At 61.6% G+C, this 17370-nt stretch carries 19 protein-coding genes; 10 read left to right on the forward strand and 9 right to left on the reverse strand.

Features of this window, described 5'->3' with window-relative positions:
* Positions 1 to 121: 121 nt before the first annotated feature.
* On the reverse strand, positions 122 to 1090 hold the full coding sequence (locus tag I2I05_RS13540) for a YihY/virulence factor BrkB family protein (protein ID WP_196282806.1): 969 nt from the start codon (positions 1088 to 1090) through the stop codon (positions 122 to 124).
* A gap of 223 nt (positions 1091 to 1313) precedes the next feature.
* On the opposite strand from I2I05_RS13540, the gene I2I05_RS13545 reads away from it, so the two are divergent.
* A complete protein-coding gene (locus tag I2I05_RS13545; RefSeq protein ID WP_196282807.1) occupies positions 1314 to 2138 on the forward strand; it encodes a hypothetical protein in 825 nt (274 codons plus the stop codon).
* Positions 2139 to 2170: 32 nt separating this feature from the next.
* Here I2I05_RS13545 and I2I05_RS13550 read toward each other — a convergent pair whose 3' ends face one another.
* Positions 2171 to 2917, reverse strand: coding sequence for a DUF3891 family protein (locus I2I05_RS13550; protein WP_196282808.1), 747 nt, complete (start codon positions 2915 to 2917; stop codon positions 2171 to 2173).
* Positions 2918 to 3087: 170 nt separating this feature from the next.
* On the opposite strand from I2I05_RS13550, the gene I2I05_RS13555 reads away from it, so the two are divergent.
* Positions 3088 to 4047 (forward strand): alpha/beta fold hydrolase, encoded by a 960-nt coding sequence (locus I2I05_RS13555; RefSeq protein ID WP_196282809.1) that lies wholly within the window; start codon positions 3088 to 3090, stop codon positions 4045 to 4047.
* On the opposite strand, the gene I2I05_RS13560 is transcribed toward I2I05_RS13555, so the two are convergent.
* Positions 4013 to 4582 carry a DUF4112 domain-containing protein gene (locus I2I05_RS13560; protein ID WP_196282810.1) on the reverse strand — a complete coding sequence of 190 codons (570 nt, stop codon included), beginning with the start codon at positions 4580 to 4582 and terminating at the stop codon, positions 4013 to 4015. The genes I2I05_RS13555 and I2I05_RS13560 overlap by 35 nt on opposite strands.
* Positions 4583 to 4788: 206 nt before the next feature.
* Positions 4789 to 5781, reverse strand: a complete 993-nt coding sequence (locus tag I2I05_RS13565; RefSeq protein WP_196282811.1) for an NAD-dependent epimerase/dehydratase family protein — start codon at positions 5779 to 5781, stop codon at positions 4789 to 4791.
* Between the two features lie 135 nt (positions 5782 to 5916).
* Here I2I05_RS13565 and I2I05_RS13570 point away from each other — a divergent pair, with 135 nt between their 5' ends.
* Both I2I05_RS13570 and kbl read left to right on the forward strand, forming a co-directional pair.
* A complete protein-coding gene (locus I2I05_RS13570) occupies positions 5917 to 7017 on the forward strand; it encodes a patatin-like phospholipase family protein (protein ID WP_196282812.1) in 1101 nt (366 codons plus the stop codon).
* Between the two features lie 179 nt (positions 7018 to 7196).
* Positions 7197 to 8444: a glycine C-acetyltransferase gene (kbl, locus tag I2I05_RS13575; protein ID WP_196282813.1), complete on the forward strand. Its 1248-nt coding sequence runs from the start codon at positions 7197 to 7199 to the stop codon at positions 8442 to 8444.
* A gap of 178 nt (positions 8445 to 8622) precedes the next feature.
* Here kbl and cdaA read toward each other — a convergent pair whose 3' ends face one another.
* Positions 8623 to 9456: a diadenylate cyclase CdaA gene (gene cdaA, locus I2I05_RS13580; RefSeq protein WP_196282814.1), complete on the reverse strand. Its 834-nt coding sequence runs from the start codon at positions 9454 to 9456 to the stop codon at positions 8623 to 8625.
* 104 nt (positions 9457 to 9560) lie between these two features.
* Positions 9561 to 10436, reverse strand: a complete 876-nt coding sequence (gene folP, locus I2I05_RS13585; RefSeq protein WP_196282815.1) for a dihydropteroate synthase — start codon at positions 10434 to 10436, stop codon at positions 9561 to 9563.
* 136 nt (positions 10437 to 10572) lie between these two features.
* Between folP and I2I05_RS13590 the strand changes: the two genes are divergently transcribed.
* The 5 genes from I2I05_RS13590 to I2I05_RS13610 all read left to right on the forward strand — a co-directional run bounded on the left by I2I05_RS13590 (position 10573) and on the right by I2I05_RS13610 (position 14887).
* Positions 10573 to 11109, forward strand: a complete 537-nt coding sequence (locus tag I2I05_RS13590) for a DUF1599 domain-containing protein (protein WP_196282816.1) — start codon at positions 10573 to 10575, stop codon at positions 11107 to 11109.
* A gap of 145 nt (positions 11110 to 11254) precedes the next feature.
* Entirely contained in the window at positions 11255 to 12403 is a 1149-nt protein-coding gene (locus I2I05_RS13595) for a BT_3928 family protein (RefSeq protein ID WP_230688338.1), read from the forward strand.
* Positions 12404 to 12560: 157 nt separating this feature from the next.
* Positions 12561 to 13619 carry an ABC transporter permease gene (locus I2I05_RS13600; protein ID WP_196282817.1) on the forward strand — a complete coding sequence of 353 codons (1059 nt, stop codon included), beginning with the start codon at positions 12561 to 12563 and terminating at the stop codon, positions 13617 to 13619.
* A 7-nt stretch (positions 13620 to 13626) separates the two neighbouring features.
* Positions 13627 to 14148 (forward strand): shikimate kinase, encoded by a 522-nt coding sequence (locus I2I05_RS13605; protein WP_196282818.1) that lies wholly within the window; start codon positions 13627 to 13629, stop codon positions 14146 to 14148.
* A gap of 64 nt (positions 14149 to 14212) precedes the next feature.
* Positions 14213 to 14887 carry a sterol desaturase family protein gene (locus I2I05_RS13610; RefSeq protein ID WP_196282819.1) on the forward strand — a complete coding sequence of 225 codons (675 nt, stop codon included), beginning with the start codon at positions 14213 to 14215 and terminating at the stop codon, positions 14885 to 14887.
* 76 nt (positions 14888 to 14963) lie between these two features.
* Here I2I05_RS13610 and I2I05_RS13615 read toward each other — a convergent pair whose 3' ends face one another.
* The gene (locus I2I05_RS13615) at positions 14964 to 15143 is read right to left on the reverse strand and encodes a hypothetical protein (RefSeq protein WP_196282820.1); all 180 of its coding nucleotides are present in this window, start codon (positions 15141 to 15143) and stop codon (positions 14964 to 14966) included.
* Positions 15144 to 15293: 150 nt separating this feature from the next.
* On the opposite strand from I2I05_RS13615, the gene I2I05_RS13620 reads away from it, so the two are divergent.
* Positions 15294 to 15926 (forward strand): DUF1684 domain-containing protein, encoded by a 633-nt coding sequence (locus I2I05_RS13620; protein WP_196282821.1) that lies wholly within the window; start codon positions 15294 to 15296, stop codon positions 15924 to 15926.
* An 82-nt stretch (positions 15927 to 16008) separates the two neighbouring features.
* On the opposite strand, the gene I2I05_RS13625 is transcribed toward I2I05_RS13620, so the two are convergent.
* Entirely contained in the window at positions 16009 to 16878 is an 870-nt protein-coding gene (locus I2I05_RS13625; RefSeq protein ID WP_196282822.1) for a TPM domain-containing protein, read from the reverse strand.
* The gene (locus I2I05_RS13630; protein ID WP_196282823.1) at positions 16875 to 17333 is read right to left on the reverse strand and encodes a TPM domain-containing protein; all 459 of its coding nucleotides are present in this window, start codon (positions 17331 to 17333) and stop codon (positions 16875 to 16877) included. The genes I2I05_RS13625 and I2I05_RS13630 overlap by 4 nt, the downstream gene beginning before the upstream one ends.
* Positions 17334 to 17370: the final 37 nt, after the last annotated feature.

Here is a 17370-nt window from a genome sequence, read left to right on the forward strand (position 1 = left end):
AATGAAAAACACATCTGGTCATGATAATGAGGAAAATTTATTGCTCGATATCAAATAGTTATATGCATTCATTTTATTTATCTCCTAAGAATAAAGGGACGTTTCGAATCAGCATCTTGCTCTATTTCCGCCAGCTGCCGGTGGAGCGGGGGCGGCCGGTGGCCTTTTCCTCGTCCGATTCGCCGGGCGCGTATTCTTCCAGACGCACCCGCACGGCGTGGGCCTTGGGCTGCACCTTCTGCCCAAAGGCATCGGCAAACTCCTGCGTGAACTCGGCGCCGAAGAAGATGATGAGCGAGGAATAATTGACCCACAGCAGCAGCACAATGGCCGAGCCAGCCGCCCCAAAAGCCGAGCCCGGGTCGGACTGCGCGATATAGAAGGCAATGAGAAACTTGCCGATAACGAAGAGCAGCGCCGTGATGAACGCGCCAATCAGCACGTCGTTCCAGCGGATGATGGCATCGGGCAGAAACCGATAAATCAGGGCAAACAGCAGCGTGGTAATGCCCAGCGACAAGGCAAAATCCACCACCCGAATGGCAATGACCCCCACCTGCGGAATTTGCTGCTGCAGCCAGCCCGTGAAGGCGCTGAGCACGGCACTCACCACAAAGGAAATGAGCAGCAGCAGCGCCACGCTCAGTATCAGCCCAAACGACAGAAACCGCTGCTTGATGAAGGCCCCAATGCCGATGCCGTTGGTTTTCACCTTCAGGTTCCAGATGTCGTTAATGCTCTCCTGCAGCGTGACGAAAAAGGTGGTGGCGGCAAAGATGAGCGTGGCCAGGCCGATGGCCGTGGCCACGGGGCCGCGCTGCTGCAAGGTGAATTTGGCGATGCTGTCCTGCAGGAATTTGGCCGAATCGGGCCCCACCAAGCCCTTCAGTTGGCCATATATCTGCCCCGTAATGGCCTCGCCGCCGTACACGGCACTGGCCACCGTGATAACGATGAGCAGCAGCGGCGGCAGCGAGAAAATGGTGTAGTACGAGAGCGCGGCCGAGTGCCGAAACGAGTTGTTGTTGCTGAATTCACCAGCGGACGACTTGAGGACGGCCAAGACATCGGTAAACTTGTATTGTGCCATGCTGCGGGAAAAGTGAGCGGCGGATTGCGCGGAGTTGCCGTCACTACTACGGCCGGCTCGGGTCCGCGTTGGCGGCCCGGCCCGATAAATTGCCGCCCGCCTGGGTTTCACGGGCGGCCCGGCTCCCTGAACGCGCTTGCTTTTCGCGGCTTCGGCCGCCCAACTTCCGCCCTGCGGGGCCGTATCTTTCCCGCCACTTCGGCTTCTCTCAATCCCCCTGATTATGCGTCCTGTTTTCCGCGTTGTGCGTGCGCTGCTGCCCCTCGTTTTTGGCGTCCTGCTGCTGGCCGGGCCAGCCCAAGCCCAAAAACAGAAAACCAAATCAAAAGGCGGAGCGTCGGCTTCCTACCCCGCCGCCGAAGGCTTCGACGCGGCCGGTTCCGATGCCAAAGCCGTGGCCATTGCCGACCGCGTGATGCGCGAAATGGGCGGCTACGAAAACTGGAAAAACGCCCGCTACTTCGCCTGGAGCTTCTTCGGCGGCCAGTACCAGATTTGGGACAAATACACCGGCGACTTTCATTGGGAAAAAGACACCTTGGTGGCCAACTACAACCTCAACACCAAGCAGGGCCGCGTGTACAGCCGCGGCCAGGACATTTCGGCCTCGCCCACCGGCCAGAAAGTGCTGGACCGGATGAACGGCATCTGGATAAATAACTCCTACTGGCTGCTCATGCCCTTCAAGCTGAAGGATTCGGGCGTCACGCTCACGCACAAAGGCGACGGCAAAACCATGGACGGTGCCGCGGCCGACGTGCTCCAAATGACGTTCAAAAACGTGGGCGTCACGCCCCAGAACCGCTACGAAGTGCTGGTGAACCGCGCCACGGGCCTGGTAGAAGAATGGGCCTACTTTGCCAACGCCACTGACCCGCAACCGGCTTTCCGCCGCCGCTGGAACGAGTACCGCAAGCACGGCAACCTACTCCTGGCCTCGGGCCGCAGCGACGCCACCAAACCTTCCAGTCTCGACAACATTGCCCAGCTCCAAACCATACCGGCAGGAGTAATGACCAGCACCACGCCGGTCGCGAAGCTGAAGTAAGAGACCTTCGGGCCGCTTTTCCGATATTAAGCTTATTTCCCGCCCGGCCGCAGCTCCCAGCACAGCGTTTCGATGGGCGCGGCGCGCAGGGCGGCGGCCAACTCGGCATCGTCGTGGAACTGAAGCTGGGTCAGGATGCTGGCTTCCACGCTCACCCGCACCTCTTTATCGCGGAAGGGCCACGGCCGGATGACCACCGGGCCGGCCGGCTCGGGCTGTTCCAGCGTGTGCATGGTGCCGTCGGGCCCGGGGTGGATTTCGACCGCCCGGCCCATCTCCGGGATTTCGTGCCGGCAGAGAATAAGCGAAAGACGGTCGCACCAGTGCAGCAAATCGTAGGCGTGCTGGGCTTCTTTTTTGGTGAGGTGCAGGGCACGGCGTCCCTGCTCCTGCCCAGCGCGTAGCTCGTCAAGGAAGGCGTCAGTTTTTTTATTCTGGCCCCGCAGCCCGTCGTACAAAAAACTCAGATGCAGGCTGGTGAGCAAGCTGCGCCACTGCCCTTGGAAGCGCGCCGCCGCAAGCACCCCAGTAGCCTGCTCCAGCGAAAATTCTTTCTGGGTGAAGTTGGCCGGGGCACCGGCGGGCGTGAGGCCGTAGTGGCCGCCGCGGCCCTGCCAGGCCGCCTGCTCGTCGTCGTGCTGTGCGATGGCGGCCAGTAGGCCCACCCAGCGGTCGGGGGGCAAGGTATGGGGCCAGTTCCAAGCCAGTTGCATGGCCAGCAGGGCGTGGGCCTGCTGATAAATAATTTGCCAGCCAGCGGGCGTAGAGTTGACTATCATGGGGCGAGAAGGGCCAAGCGTGGCTTCTTTCAACTGCAAAGCATGGGTTGAGGTTGTCGGCATCTGCGGGGCGGTTGGCGCTCAGGCCCTTCCCCTCCACATACTGCCAACCCGTACCGGGCTCAGGTCCTGGCCGTCCAACTCTGCTGCCCACCCGCCGTACTTTACCCATGCCCGAACCCCGTGCGAGCAACGCTACCGCCGACCTGTTTACTCCGCTTACCGTGCGCCTGCCCGACGGCCGCCGCCTGGGCCTGACGCGCTACGGCGACCCAGCCCACCAAGCCGTAGTCTTTCACCACGGTTTCGGCTCGTCCAGCCTCGAACTGCCGCCCAGCGGGGCCCTGCTCCGCCGCCTGAAGTTGCAGCTCCTCGCGCCCGACCGCCCCGGTGTGGGCCAGTCGGACGTGTTCCGTCGGCTTACGTTTCCCTCTTTTGCCAACGACGTGACCGCCGCCCTCGATGCCCTCGGCATTGCGGGGCCGGTGGGCGTGATGGGCTGGTCGGTGGGCGGCGTGCACGCCCTGGCGCAGGCGGCATGTTACCCCGAGCGGGTGGCGGCCGTGCAGCTGCTCAGCACCTGCCTGCCCCTGGGCGAGCGGGCGGCCTACCAGCACCTCAGCCGCACCTGGAAATTTCTGCGCTGGGGTCAAATTGGCTTTCCGTGGCTGAACCGCACCACGTTTCTTTGGCTCAGCCGGCTCTGGGCGCGTCACCCCGACCACACCATCGGCTGGTTTATTCGCCTCATGCGCCAAGCCGAGCAGGACGTAACCGGGCAGCCGGGCTTCCGGGAGCTGCTGCGCGATGCGGCGGTGCAGGGCTTTGCCCACCACGGCCGCGGCGTGTTCGACGATGCCCAGGCGTGGTGCCGCCCGCCGGGATTTATGATGGAAGACGTGCAGGCCCCCACCGTGCTCTGGCACGGCACCGACGACGGTGTGTGGGCGCCGGACAATATCCCCTACTTGGCCAGCCGCCTGGCCCGGGCGCGCATCAAGTTGCTGCCTCAGCAAGGCCACATGCTCTACTTGGAGAATTGGGAAGCCATTCTAACCGAAATGCGGCGTCTGCTCGATGGCCAGAATACCGACGTTATGCACTTGGAAGGCCAGCAAGCCAGCTACTGAATGCCGTTGCCGTGCCAGCCCAATCATTCACAATTGGATTCGCATCAAAATACTGCCACACCCAGCGCAGCACGGCGATGGAGCCCCAGGCCACCAAACCAAACACCACCACAAAGCCCAATATCAGCAGGGCCACCAGGCCCTTGCCGCTGCCGCTGTGCCGGCCCTCGGCGTAGTGGCTGCGCAGCAGGGCCACGTTGCGCTCGTTGCTTTTGTAAGCAAAATCGAACAGATTGCCCAGGATGGGAATGGCCCCGATAATCGTATCGAGCAGGATGTTGATGGCCATGCGCACCACCACGGCCCCGCTGGCGCCGTGGCGCATCATGGTGAGCAGCAAGGCGCCCGATACCACCAACGAGGAAAGGTCGCCCACCACCGGCACGAGGCCCAGCAGCGGGTCGAGACCAAAACGGAACCGGGTGCCCGGCAGCCGGAACTGGCTGTCCATGAGGCGGGCAATGCGCTCAACCCAGCGCAGCCGCTCATCGGCATCGAAGGAAACGGGCGTAAGCGGACGGTTGGGCTGGTGCATGGGCTGAAATAGTGGCGTTAAGCCCTATACGCCCCTCGGCGCCGGAAGGCCAAGGACCAGCAGCAGAATCCCACTTGTGTGGCTCAGGGCAACTGCGCTACCGGCGTGCCGGCTACCTATTCTTCCTCAAAAGCAGCGGCCTCGCTTCGCCCCCAATTCTGGAGGGTCGAAACGAGGCCGCTGCTTTGCAAAAGACAATCAGGCCATTAGGCCGGCTGCAGCTCCTTCAGGTGCACCAGCATGTCTGCGGTCATTTTTTCCAGGTCGAAATCGGGTTGCCAGCCCCAGTCCTGGCGGGCCTTCGAGTCGTCGATGCTGGCGGGCCAGGAGTTGGCGATTTGCTGGCGGCCATCGGGCTTGTAGCTCACCTTAAAATCGGGCACGTGCTGCTGGATGGCGGCCGTTATTTCGGCGGGCGAGAAACTCATGGCGCCCAGGTTGTAACTGGTGCGCACCTTGATTTGCTCGGCGGGGGCATGCATCAGGTCCAGCGTGGCTTTCAAGGCGTCGGGCATGTACATCATCGGCAGGTACGTGTCTTCTTCCAGAAAGCACTCGTAGTTTTCGCCGGCAATGGCCTTGTGGTAGATGTCCACGGCGTAGTCGGTGGTGCCGCCGCCGGGAAGGCTCTTGTAGCCGATGAGGCCGGGGTAGCGCAGGCTGCGCACGTCGAGGCCGTGCTTGCGGTGGTACCACTCGCACCACTGCTCGCCGGCCAGCTTGCTGATGCCGTACACCGTGTTGGGGTTCATGATGGTGACCTGCGGCGTATTCTCACGCGGCGTATCGGGGCCAAACACGGCAATGGAGCTGGGCCAGTACACCTGGGCCACGCCGTGGGCCACGGCGGCTTCCAGCACAATGAGCAAGCCGTCCATGTTCAGCTGCCAGCCGAAGAGCGGGTTCTTCTCCGCCGTGGCCGACAGCAGGGCCGCGAGGTGATAAATCTGCTTGGGGCGGTACTGCCGGATGAGCTTGTCAAGGCGCGAGCGGTCGAGCACGTCGAGCAGCTCGAAGGGCCCGCCGGCCAGCAGTTCGGGGTTCTTGGGGGGGCGCACGTCGGCGGCTACCACGCAGTTGGGCTCGTAGCGCTGGCGCAGGGCCGCTACCAGCTCCAGGCCCAGCTGGCCGCAGGCGCCAATGACCAGCACGGAGCCGGGTAAAACAGTGGTTTCGGTATCGCCGGGAGTGGGGGTCATGCGCGGAGTCGGGATTGGGTGGGGCGGTGGGAGTAAGTCAGGGCACAAAGATACCGGGCCGCCGCACACGGCCCAGCAGTAGCGCCCGCCAGCTGGCCGCGCACCGCACCCGCTGAGGCCGGTATATTTGAGCCGATGCCACACCTTGCCCATTTTCTCTTTCGTCAAGCAGCCCTTTTTGCGCTGCTCAGCAGCCTCGTTTCCACCGCCTGGGCGCAACAGCCCATTGGCCAACCCCGCTACCGCAACCTGGTGATGGAAGGCGGGGGCATCCGCGGCATTGCCTACGGCGGCGCCTTGCAAGAGCTGGAGCAGCAGGGCATTTTGCGCGGCATCGAGCGAGTGGGCGGCACGTCGGCCGGCGCCATTCAGGCGGCGCTGCTAGCGGTGGGCTACTCGGCCAGCGAAATTATCGACGTGGTGAATGCCACCCCCGTGCAGCGCCTCAACGACGGCCGCTTCATCTTCTTCGGTGGCAGCCACCGCCTAGTGAAGCAGTACGGCTGGTACCGCGGCGACCAATTTGCCACGTACATGAGCGAACTGGTGGCCCGCAAAACCCAGCAGCCCAACCTCACCCTGGCCGAGCTGCACACGCTGGCCCAGCAGCAACCCACCCGTTTCCGCGACCTCTACACCACCGGCACCAACCTCACCACCCAGCGCGTGCAGGTGTTCAGCTACGAAACCACGCCCACCATGCGCGTGGCCGATGCCGTGCGCATCAGCATGAGCATTCCGCTGTATTTCCGGGCGGTATTGCTCGATGCCCAGAACAACGTCATAACCGGCACGCCGACGCCCGGCCAGCCCGTGCAGGTGCTGGTCGACGGCGGTTTGTTGGCGAATTATCCCGTCGATTTGTTTGACAAGCCGCGCTACCTGCCCGCCGGTACCGCGGGCACGCCCGATGCCCGCGGCAACGTATTCAATCCTGAAACCCTGGGCCTGCGCCTCGACCGCGCCGAGCAGATTCCGATGGATACCCCCACTACGGGCCGTCGCCAGCTGGCCCCCTACGACATTCAGGATTTCAACACCTACATGGGCGCCCTCTACACCGTGGCCCTCGAAAACCTCAACCCCGTGCAGCCCGAAGACTGGAAGCGCACGGTGAGCATCAATTTCCTGGGTTTCAGCCCCAAAATCAAGCGCGTGACAGACGCCGAGAAAAAGGCACTAATGGACAGCGGGCGCGAAGGAGTGAAAGTATTTCTGGCGCGGCAGCCCAAGTAGGGAAGGGAAAAACCGTCATGCTGAGCGCAGTCGAAGCATCTCTACCGCTTTGTTGCAGCGATTGAATCACTACCTCGGTAGAGATGCTTCGACTGCGCTCAGCATGACGGGTTGAAATTTTAGCTGCTGTAACCTGCGTAATTTTGCCTCACTACACCTCACCACTTCCCCACCCGCTTATGTACGCCACTCTCCAGCCCGACCTCGAGCAGCAGCTTCAGGAAATTAAGGATGCCGGCCTTTTCAAAAAGGAGCGCATCATCACCTCGCCCCAAGGCGCCGAAATTGAAACCGACGAAGCCGGCGAGGTGCTGAATTTCTGCGCCAACAACTACCTCGGCCTCTCCTCGCACCCCGAGGTGATTGAAGCCGCTAAAGCCGCCATCGACTCGCACGGCTACGGCATGTCGTCGGTGCGCTTCATCTGTGGCACGCAGGACATTCACAAGGAGCTGGAAAAGAAGCTGGCCGAGTTTCTGGGTACCGAAGACACCATTCTCTACGCCGCGGCTTTCGACGCCAACGGCGGGGTATTCGAGCCGCTATTCAACGAGCAGGACGCCATCATTTCCGATGCCCTGAACCACGCCAGCATCATCGACGGTGTGCGCCTGTGCAAGGCCCAGCGCTACCGCTACGCCCACAACGACATGGCCGACCTGGAAAAGCAGCTCCAGGACGCCCAGGCCAAAGGCACGCGCCACCGCATCATCGTTACCGACGGCTCATTCTCCATGGACGGCACCATCGCGCAGCTCGATAAAATCTGCGACCTCGCCGACAAGTACCAGGCCCTGGTGATGGTGGATGAATGCCACAGCAGCGGCTTCTTGGGCAAAACCGGCCGCGGCACCCACGAGCTACGCGACGTGATGGGCCGCATCGACATCATCACCGGTACGCTGGGCAAGGCCCTGGGCGGCGCTATGGGCGGTTTCACCTCGGGCCGCAAGGAAATCATCGACATGCTGCGTCAGCGCAGCCGGCCGTATTTGTTCTCCAACACCCTGGCCCCGGCCATCGTGGGCGCCTCGCTACGCGTGCTGGAATTGCTGACGGAAAGCACCACCCTACGCGACCAGCTCGAGGAAAATACGCTGTACTTCCGCGAGAAGATGACCGCCGCTGGTTTCGACATTCGTCCCGGCCAGCACCCCATCGTACCCGTCATGCTCTACGATGCCAAGCTGGCCCAAGAATTCGCTGCCAAAATGCTCGATAAGGGCATTTACGTGGTGGGTTTCTACTACCCCGTGGTGCCGCAGGGCCAGGCCCGCATCCGGGTGCAGCTGAGCGCCGGCCACACCCGCGCGCACTTGGACAAGGCCATTGCCGCCTTTATTGAAGTAGGCAAGGAGTTGGGCACGTTGAAAGCGCCGGACGCTGCGCAGTCAACTGCCGGACAGGTGGTGATAAACACGCCCTGATTTTAAGCTAGGACATTTTATTTAAATAGAACGTCATGCTGAGCGCAGCCGAAGCATCTCGCGTGCTGAAGTAATCATAATCGTTCAACGATTGGGTCACTGCCACACGCGAGATGCTTCGGCTGCGCTCAGCATGACGTTTTTTTGGTGAACGAGAAAGCGCGTGTTGCGTCTCAGCTTACGCGGCCGCTTCGGGCTTCAACGCGGCAGATGACGTGCTGGCGGGGGTTTTCAACAGCCATTCGTTGAGGCGGCTGCGCAGTTCGGCGGTGGCCAGGTCGCGGTAGAGCACGCCGTGGTACACGAGGCTGATGGCGCCGGTTTCCTCGCTCACCACCAGCACCACGGCATCGGTTACTTCGCTCAGGCCGATGGCGGCGCGGTGGCGGAGCCCCAGCGAAGCGGGCACGTCGGGGTTTTCGCTAACCGGGATAATGCAGCGGGCGGCCAAGATGCGACCGTTGGCCACAATCACGGCGCCGTCGTGCAGGGGGCTGGTTTTGTTGAAAATCGACAGCAGCAGGCGCTTGCTGATTTCGGCGTCGAGCCGGTCGCCAGAATCGGCGAAGGTCGACAGGTCGGAGGCCTGGGCGAAGCAGATGAGGGCGCCGGTGTACTTATTGGCGAGGCTTTTGGCCGCCTCTACAAAGGGCCCCACGGCCAGCGGCGCGGCTTCGGCCGAGCGGCCCCGCGCCCAGCCGCGCACCCGCTCCAGGGCCGTGGCCTTGCCCACGCTTAGCAAAAACCGCCGGATTTCCTGCTGAAACAGGATGATGCTGGCCAGCACGCCCACGCTCATAAACTGCCCCAAAATCTTGGTGAGCAGCTCCATGCCGGTGGCTTTCACCACGAGGTAAATCAGGTAGATGGATACCAGCCCCAGCGCCACGTTGAGCGCCACGGAGCCGCGCAGCAGCTTGTAGAGCTGATAGAGCAGCACCGTCACCAACAGCACATCGGCCGCGTCAATCCAGCCGAAATGCAGGAAATTGATGGGGAAAGGGCCGGACATGGGCGTAGAGAATGAGGAAGTAGAAGGCCAAGCTCCGTCGCAATAAGGACGGGCTCAAAAGCAACCGCTGCACGGCAGGCCTATCATTTTCCAAATTACGGCCTTTATTCCCCTAATGGAAAGGTATTGGCAAATAATTGTATGGTTTGGTGGGCTTCGGCCACGTCGTGGGCGCGCAGCAGGCGGGCGCCGCCCTGCAGGGCCACCATGTGCAGCGCGGTGGTACCGTTCAGGGCCGTTTCGGGGCTGAGGCCGAGGGGGCCGTACACCATTTTCTTGCGGGAAAGGCCCGCCAACAGGGGCCGGCCGAGGGGCTGCAGCTCGGCCAGGCGCCGCAGCAGCTCGTGGCTCTGGGCGGGCGTTTTGGCGAAGCCGAAGCCCGGGTCCAGCACCACGTCTACCGCGCCGGCCTGGCGCAGGGCCACGAGGGCATCGCGGAAATAGCGCAACAAGGTCAGCACGAGGTCGTCCTCGTAGTGCGTGAGCCGGGCCATGGTTTGGGGCGTGCCGCGCAGGTGCATCAGCACGTAGGGCACGCGCAGGCGGCCCACGGTGGCAAACATGGCGGCATCGAGCAGGCCGCCGCCCACGTCGTTCACCAGGTCGGCCCCAGCCGAAACGGCCGCGTGGGCCACGCCGGCCCGGAAGGTATCGACGGAAACAAAGGCGTGCGGAAACTCCTGGCGCAGGAACTGCACGGCGGGCAGCAACCGGCGGGTTTCTTCTTCTTCGGAGATGTCGTCGGCGCCGGGGCGGGTGCTGTAGGCCCCCACATCGAGCACGGCCGCGCCGGCCGCCAGCATGGCCTCGGCCCGTACGAACAGGTCGCGCTCCGAAACCACGCGGCTGCCGGCGAAAAAAGAATCGGGCGTGAGGTTGAGGATGCCCATTACCTGCGGCCGGTGCAGGCTGAGCAGCCGGCCGTGGGGGCTGAACAGAGAAGTGGCGGAGGCGCTGACGGGGGAATTCTGAGAATGCATGGGTTTACTTTGTCACGCTGCGGCGCGAAGCAACTTATCACGGCTGCGCGTTTCGGCAATTATTAAACCAGGTAGAGCGAACGTGATAAGGTCTTCGCTCCGCTCAGGATGACAATATTAAGTTGTCGCGCACCGCTTGACTACTCCCGACCACTACGACCTGCTACTGGCCCGCTGCCGCACCCTGTTTCTGGCCAAAACCCACGACTACGGCACGGCGTGGCGCATTTTGCGCCTGCCTTCGGTAACGGACCAGATTTTTATCAAGGCCAACCGCATCCGCACCATCCAGGAAACCGGCGTGCAGCTCGTGGCCGATGACGTGAACGAAGAGTTTGTGGCCATCATCAACTACTGCCTCATTGCCCTGATGCAGCTGCACCTGCCGCTCAACACGCCCCTGGACATGACGCCCGAGGCCGTGGCCGCCGCCTACGACCACGAAGCCGCCGAAAACCGCCGCCTGCTGCTCGCTAAAAACCACGACTACGGCGAAGCCTGGCGCCAGATGCGCGTGGCCAGCATCACCGACCTGATTCTGATGAAGCTGCACCGCGTGAAGCAGCTCGAAGACATCGGGGGCGACGCTTGGGTGAGCGAGAGCGTGGAAGGCAGCTACCGCGACATGCTGAACTACGCCGTGTTTGCCCTGATATTGCGGGGCGAAGCATAGATAATTAGAAAACAGAACGTCATGCTTCGACAAGCTCAGCATGACGTTCTGTTTTATTGTCAGTTGCCCGGTTCACTTTTCGCCAACTCGTACCAATCCAAACTTTGCGCGTTGCTAGCCGTTTGCCACGGAATTACTTTGTCTTATGCCAACTCCTAGTTTCAGCACCAAAACTGCTCCCTCGCCGCACCCCTTGCGCACGCTGACCCGCGTGTCGTGGTTTTTGCTGGGCGCGCTGTTCATTTTCTCGGGCCTCATCAAGCTCAACGACCCGGTGGGCACGGCTTACAAGCTGGAGGAATACTTTGAAGTTTTTGCCGTTGATTTCGGCTCCTTCTTCCTGTATTTCAAAGACATGTCCCGCACGCTTTCCATCGTACTCAGCTCGCTGGAAGTTATTCTGGGCGTGGCGTTGCTGCTGCGCTGGCACCTGCGGGCCACCCTGTGGATACTGCTGGGCCTGCTGGTGTTTTTCACCTTTCTCACTTTCTACTCGGCGGCTTTTAATAAAGTAACCGACTGCGGCTGCTTCGGCGATTTCATCAAGCTCACGCCCTGGACGTCGTTTGCCAAGGACGTGTTTCTGCTCGTGCTGTGGGGCATTGTGTTCACGCACCAGCGGTTTTTACGCCACGCCTTTGTGCAGGGCACGCAGGGCATCATGACCATGACGTTTGCTTCGGCCATCGCCATTGGCATTGGCATGCGGTCGCTGGGCCACTTGCCGTACTTTGATTTCTTGCCCTACAAAGTGGGCAACGACATCGGCAAGCTGATGAAAGCCAGCGCGCCGTTGCAATACAAGTACATCATGGAAAAAAACGGGGCCACGCAGGAGTTCACCACCTACCCCGATTCGACCTGGACCTACAAGAGCATGGTGGCGCTCAACCCCGAAGACGGCCCCAAAATCACCGATTTTCGGGTGTGGAACGACGAGGGCGACTACACACCCGAGCTGCTGCGCGGCAACAAACTGGTGCTAATCATTCAAAACACAGAGAAGGCTGACCGCGACCGGCACGCCATCATCAACAAGCTATTTGCCGATGCCAAGGCCTCCCGCGCCAACGTTACGCCGCTCATCGTGACCAGCAGCAGCCCGGCCGAGTTCGACGTGTTTCGCCACAATGCCAATTACGAGGTGCCCTTCTACTATGCCGACGCGACGGTGCTCAAGTCCATCATTCGCTCCAACCCCGGCTTTGTGCTGCTGAAAAACGGCGTTGTGAAGGCCAAATACCACTACCACGACATTCCCAGCATTGGCAAAGTAGAAGAGACGCTGCAATAATTGATGGTCGGAAGAAATCAGAACGTCATGCTGAGCGTAGCCGAAGCATCTCGCGTGCTGTAACTAATCCTTACGATTGGTTTACTACCACACGCGAGATGCTTCGGCTACGCTCAGCATGACGTTCTTTGTTTAATACGCCTGCTTAATTCGCTTCATGTTCGCTTTCATTCTCCGTCGCCTGGCTCAGGGCCTGCTGGTTCTCGTGGGCGTGGCGTGCACGGTGTTTTTGCTGTTTAATGTGCTACCCGGCGACCCGGCGGCCCTGCTGGCCGGCCAGCGCACCGACGTGGCCACCAAAGCCGCCATCACCGCCGATTTGGGCCTCGACCAGCCCTTGCCGGCGCGCCTAGCTGGCTACCTCAACGATATTTCTCCCCTGGGCCTGCACCCGCGCGACTCGGCTGGCCGGGCCCGCTACGGCGGCATGGCCCTGCTGCCGCTGGGCCAGCAGGCCCTGGTGCTCAAAACGCCTTACCTGCGCCGCTCCTTCCAGAGCAACAAGGATGTTTTGCGCATCCTGCTTGATTATTTCCCGGGCACCATGTGGCTGGCCCTGGCCGCTATGCTGATAGCCAGCCTGGGCGGCATTGCGTTTGGGGTAGTGGCGGCGCTGAAGCCGCAATCGGTGCTGGACCGCACGCTGGTGACGACTTCGGTGTTTGGTATTTCGGTACCGTCGTTTGTGGCCGCCATAGCCATTGCCGTCACGTTCGGCTTCTACTGGAGCCACTGGACGGGCCTAAGCCTGACCGGGCAACTGTACGAAACCGACCCGTTTACGGGCCAAAGCCACTTGGTGCTGCGCAACTTGCTGCTGCCCGCTATTGCGCTGGGCATTCGGCCGCTGGCCATCATCACACAGCTCACGCGCTCCAGTATGCTCGACGTACTCAGCCAGGACTACATCCGCACGGCGCGGGCCAAGGGACTGAGCCAGTCGGCCACGGTGCTGCACCACGCCCTGCGCAACGCCCTGAACCCGGTAGTGACGGCCGTATCGGGCTGGCTGGCCTCGCTCATGGCCGGGGCCTTTTTCATCGAATACATCTTCAACTGGAAGGGCCTGGGCACCGTGACGCTGCGCGCCGTCGAGAACCTGGATTTTCCGGTGGTGATGGGCGCCACCTTGTTTGTGGCCGCGCTTTTTGTGTTGATAAATATTGTGGTCGATGTTTTGTATGCCCTGCTCGACCCTCGCGTAAAACTTAGTTAGACCACCCGTGAAACTCTTCCTCATCGGCATGCCGGGCTCGGGCAAAACCACGCTGGGCCGCGAGCTGGCCGCTCATTTTGGCGTGCCCTTCCTAGACCTGGATGCTGAGATTGTGGCCCGGGCTGGCCAAGTCATTTCTGCCATTTTCCTGCAGCATGGCGAAGCTCATTTCCGCCAGTTGGAAGCCGATACACTGCGGGACATTTCGGCCCAACCGGGCCCGATGGTGCTGGCTACGGGCGGCGGCACACCCTGCTTTCACGACAACCTGACGGTGCTGAATGCCACGGGCGTAACCCTCTGGCTCGACGTGCCGGTGCCCGTGCTCACGGCCCGCCTGGCCGTGGCGGCCGAAAAGAAAAGCCGCCCCCTGCTGGCCACCAGCGGCCCCACCGAAAAATGGCTGCGCGAAACCCTTAGCACGCGCACGCAGTTTTACCAGCAGGCCCAGTTGCGTTGCGCGGCCGATGCCTGCAACACGGAGGCCGTAGCGGCGCAGCTGGCCGCTGCCGGCATTGCCGTGAGCTAAGCCGGTGAATTACCGCTTGGCGCGTAATTTTGTTAATCCCTATAGTTCGACGTTCGCTACCTCTATGCAATCCATATCCACCCAAGAACCCGACGTTAACCCAACCTCTCCTACCACGGCGGCACCTGTTCGCCCCAAGCACAAAGGCTCAGCGCAACTATTTCAGAATCCTGTGCTGGAACGGCTTTCGCACACGCACATCGCCCTGCCGGTGGGCATTTTCGCGGTCACCGGCATCCTGAGCATGTACTACGGCCTCACCCGGGGCTTCATGACGGGCCTGGGGGCACTGGGGTTGTTTCTGACGGGGCTGCTCGCATTCACGTTCGTTGAATACCTGGTGCACCGCTACGTGTATCACATTCCGGCCACTACGCCGGGCCGGGCCAAGTTCCAGTACACCATGCACGGCGTACACCACGAGTACCCCAAGGACAAAACCCGCCTGGCCATGCCGCCCATCATCACGGTGTTTGTGGCGTCGCTGCTGTTCTTTATTTTCCGCTTCAGCTTCGGCTCGTATGCATTTGGCTTGCTGTCGGGCTTCACGTTTGGCTACGCCATGTATTTGTTTGTGCACTACGCCATTCACGCCTACGCACCACCCAAGAACTTCCTGAAAGTGTGGTGGACGCACCACAGCCAGCACCACTACCGGCAAGACGAGGTGGCTTTTGGCGTATCGAGCACGCTGTGGGACCACATTATCGGCACCATGCCCAGCAAGAAGGCCGAGTAGCTTTCCCAGCATCCGACCCAACTAAAAAGGGCGCCCTCATTGCGAGGGCGCCCTTTTGCACTTATTGGGAAGCTGACTAGCGACGTGGGCCGCGCACCTTATTGAAAATAAAGAACACCAAGGCCAGAATCACCACCACCGCGATGATGCCCGTGTAGGCGCCAGCCTTAAAGATGGTGCCAATGGCCTCGCAGCCCGTGAGGGAAGTAGCCAGGACGCCGAGAAAAAGAAAAAGAGTAAATCGGGAAGTGTTCATGGATTTGAAGCGAAGGATGAAAGAATGGCAAGCAGCGCGGGCACTGCCGGATACCTGCTGATACTGAGGCCGCGCCCAAAAGGTTAAGCCGGCGCTCCCACCCCAAACTGCTTTCCGTGGCCAAGCGGCAGGTGCGCGTAATTTTAGGGCATGAATCAATCCATCCTCTTTGCCCTGCTTCTGGTGTTGTTGAGCCGCGCCGGGCAAGCCCAAGTAGCACCCGGCCACTTGGATAGCCTGGCTCACCAGCAAACAGTACTTGAATTTCAGCAAAAGCTGAACAAGGAGTTTAGCAACCCCGAGGAGTCGCCGCTGACGGCGGCGGAGCGGCAGGCGTTCAAATCGCTGCCGTACTACCCTAGCCGCTACAGCTACTACGTGGCGGCGCAACTGGTGCGGGATTCCACCTCGCAGCCTTTTGCCATGGAAACCAGCACCGACCGCCGGCCGCTGTACCGCAAATACGGGGAGTTGCGCTTTGTGCTTCAGGGCCGGGCCATGCGCCTGAACGTGTACCAAAGCGCCGCACTGCTCAAACGGCCCGGCTTTGAAGACTACTTGTTTGTGCCCTTCACCGACCTCACCAACGGCCACGGCAGCTACGGCGGCGGCCGCTACCTGGACCTACGCATTCCGCCCAAAGGCACCGCGGTGATGCAGCTGGATTTCAACCGCGCCTACAATCCTTCCTGCGCTTACAATCACGGGTACTCGTGCCCGGTACCACCCGCCGAGAACCGGCTTTCGGTGGCCATTCCGGTTGGAGTGCGCAGCGACCACTAAGGTTAAAGCAGAGCCCAAAAAAGCCCGTCGTGCTGTGCACGACGGGCTTTTTGCATTGGGTACAACGTGGGCAAACTTCCGGCTACCAGTTGCCGCTGGCGCCGCCGCCGCCGCTGCTGCCCCCGCCAAAGCCGCCGAAACCGCCACCCCCGCCGCCACCAAATCCACCACCAAAACCGCCTCCGCCGCCCCCAAAACCGCCCCCGCCGAAGATGATGGGCGGCACAAACCCGCCGCCGAACCCACGGTTGCCGCGCCCTCCCCCACCGCCGCGCTTGCGCAGGAAGAGAAAGATGAGCACCAAAATGCCGATGATGAGCCAGAAAGGAGGCCCCGAGCCAGACGTGTCGCGCCGTTCCCGGCGCTGGTTATCCGCCGGGTCGGCCTTGTACTCGCCTTTGGCCAGGGCAATGAGTTGGTCGGTGGCCCGGTCGAGACCCGCGTAGTATTGGTTTTGGCGGAAGGCCGGCACCAGCGTGTTGCTGATGATGCGCTTGGCAATGGCATCGGGCACGGCACCTTCCAGGCCGTAGCCGGTTTGGATGCGGGCCACCCGCTCCTGCTGCGCCACCAGCACCAGAATGCCGTTGTTGCTGCCTTTGCGGCCAATGCCCCAGCTTTCGTACAGCTTCTGGGCGTAGTCGGCTATTTCCTCGCCGTCGAGGCTGGGCACAATCACCACCGCAATTTGCGAGGAGGTGCTGTCGTCGTAGGCCACCAGCTTGCGTTCCAGCGCCTCGGCTTCGCCGGGCTGCATCAGGTTGGCCAGGTCGTTTACGAGGCGCGGCGGGTTGGGCCGCGGCGGAAGGCCCTGGGCCGCCACCAGCCCGGCCGGCAGCAGCCACAGCAACGCCAGTAGCAATGGCCACCACCGCGCCCGCAGGCTTAGCGTAACGTTGGAACCCGAGCGAAGCGGCGCTGACAGCTGGGCGTTAGCCACAGAATTTCTCATGCGTCGGGAGACGGCTTGGGGCCGCCGAAAGAGATAGAATCGTCCAGTTCGTTCTGGTCGGTGTGGGCATTATAGGGGAAATAGTGCCGGAGCTGCTCGCCCACCATGTTGATGCCGCGCTCGAGGCCCAGCATGTATTTCTCGTGCCGAAACTGCTCCAGCACCGCCTCCTTGGTGGTTTCCCAGAAGTCGTCGGGCACGGCCGCATTGATGGCCGCATCTCCTATCACCGCAAACTGCCGGCTCTCCCAGGCCAGGTAAAACAGCACGCCGTTGCGGGCCGCCGTTTTGTGCATGTTGAGCTCGGCAAATACCTGCGCCGCGCGGTCCAGGGGTTCGGGCGTGGGGCAAACGTCTTCCAGGTGCACCCGGATTTCGCCCGAGGTCTGGACTTCGGCATTCCGAATGGCTGCAACCAGAGCTGCATCTTGTTCGGGAGTGAGGAAAGCTTTCATTATCAGTACATGTGAAGCTAAAAGGCCGTCATGCTTC

Source organism: Hymenobacter jeongseonensis, assembly GCF_015694725.1.
GTDB lineage: Bacteria > Bacteroidota > Bacteroidia > Cytophagales > Hymenobacteraceae > Hymenobacter > Hymenobacter jeongseonensis.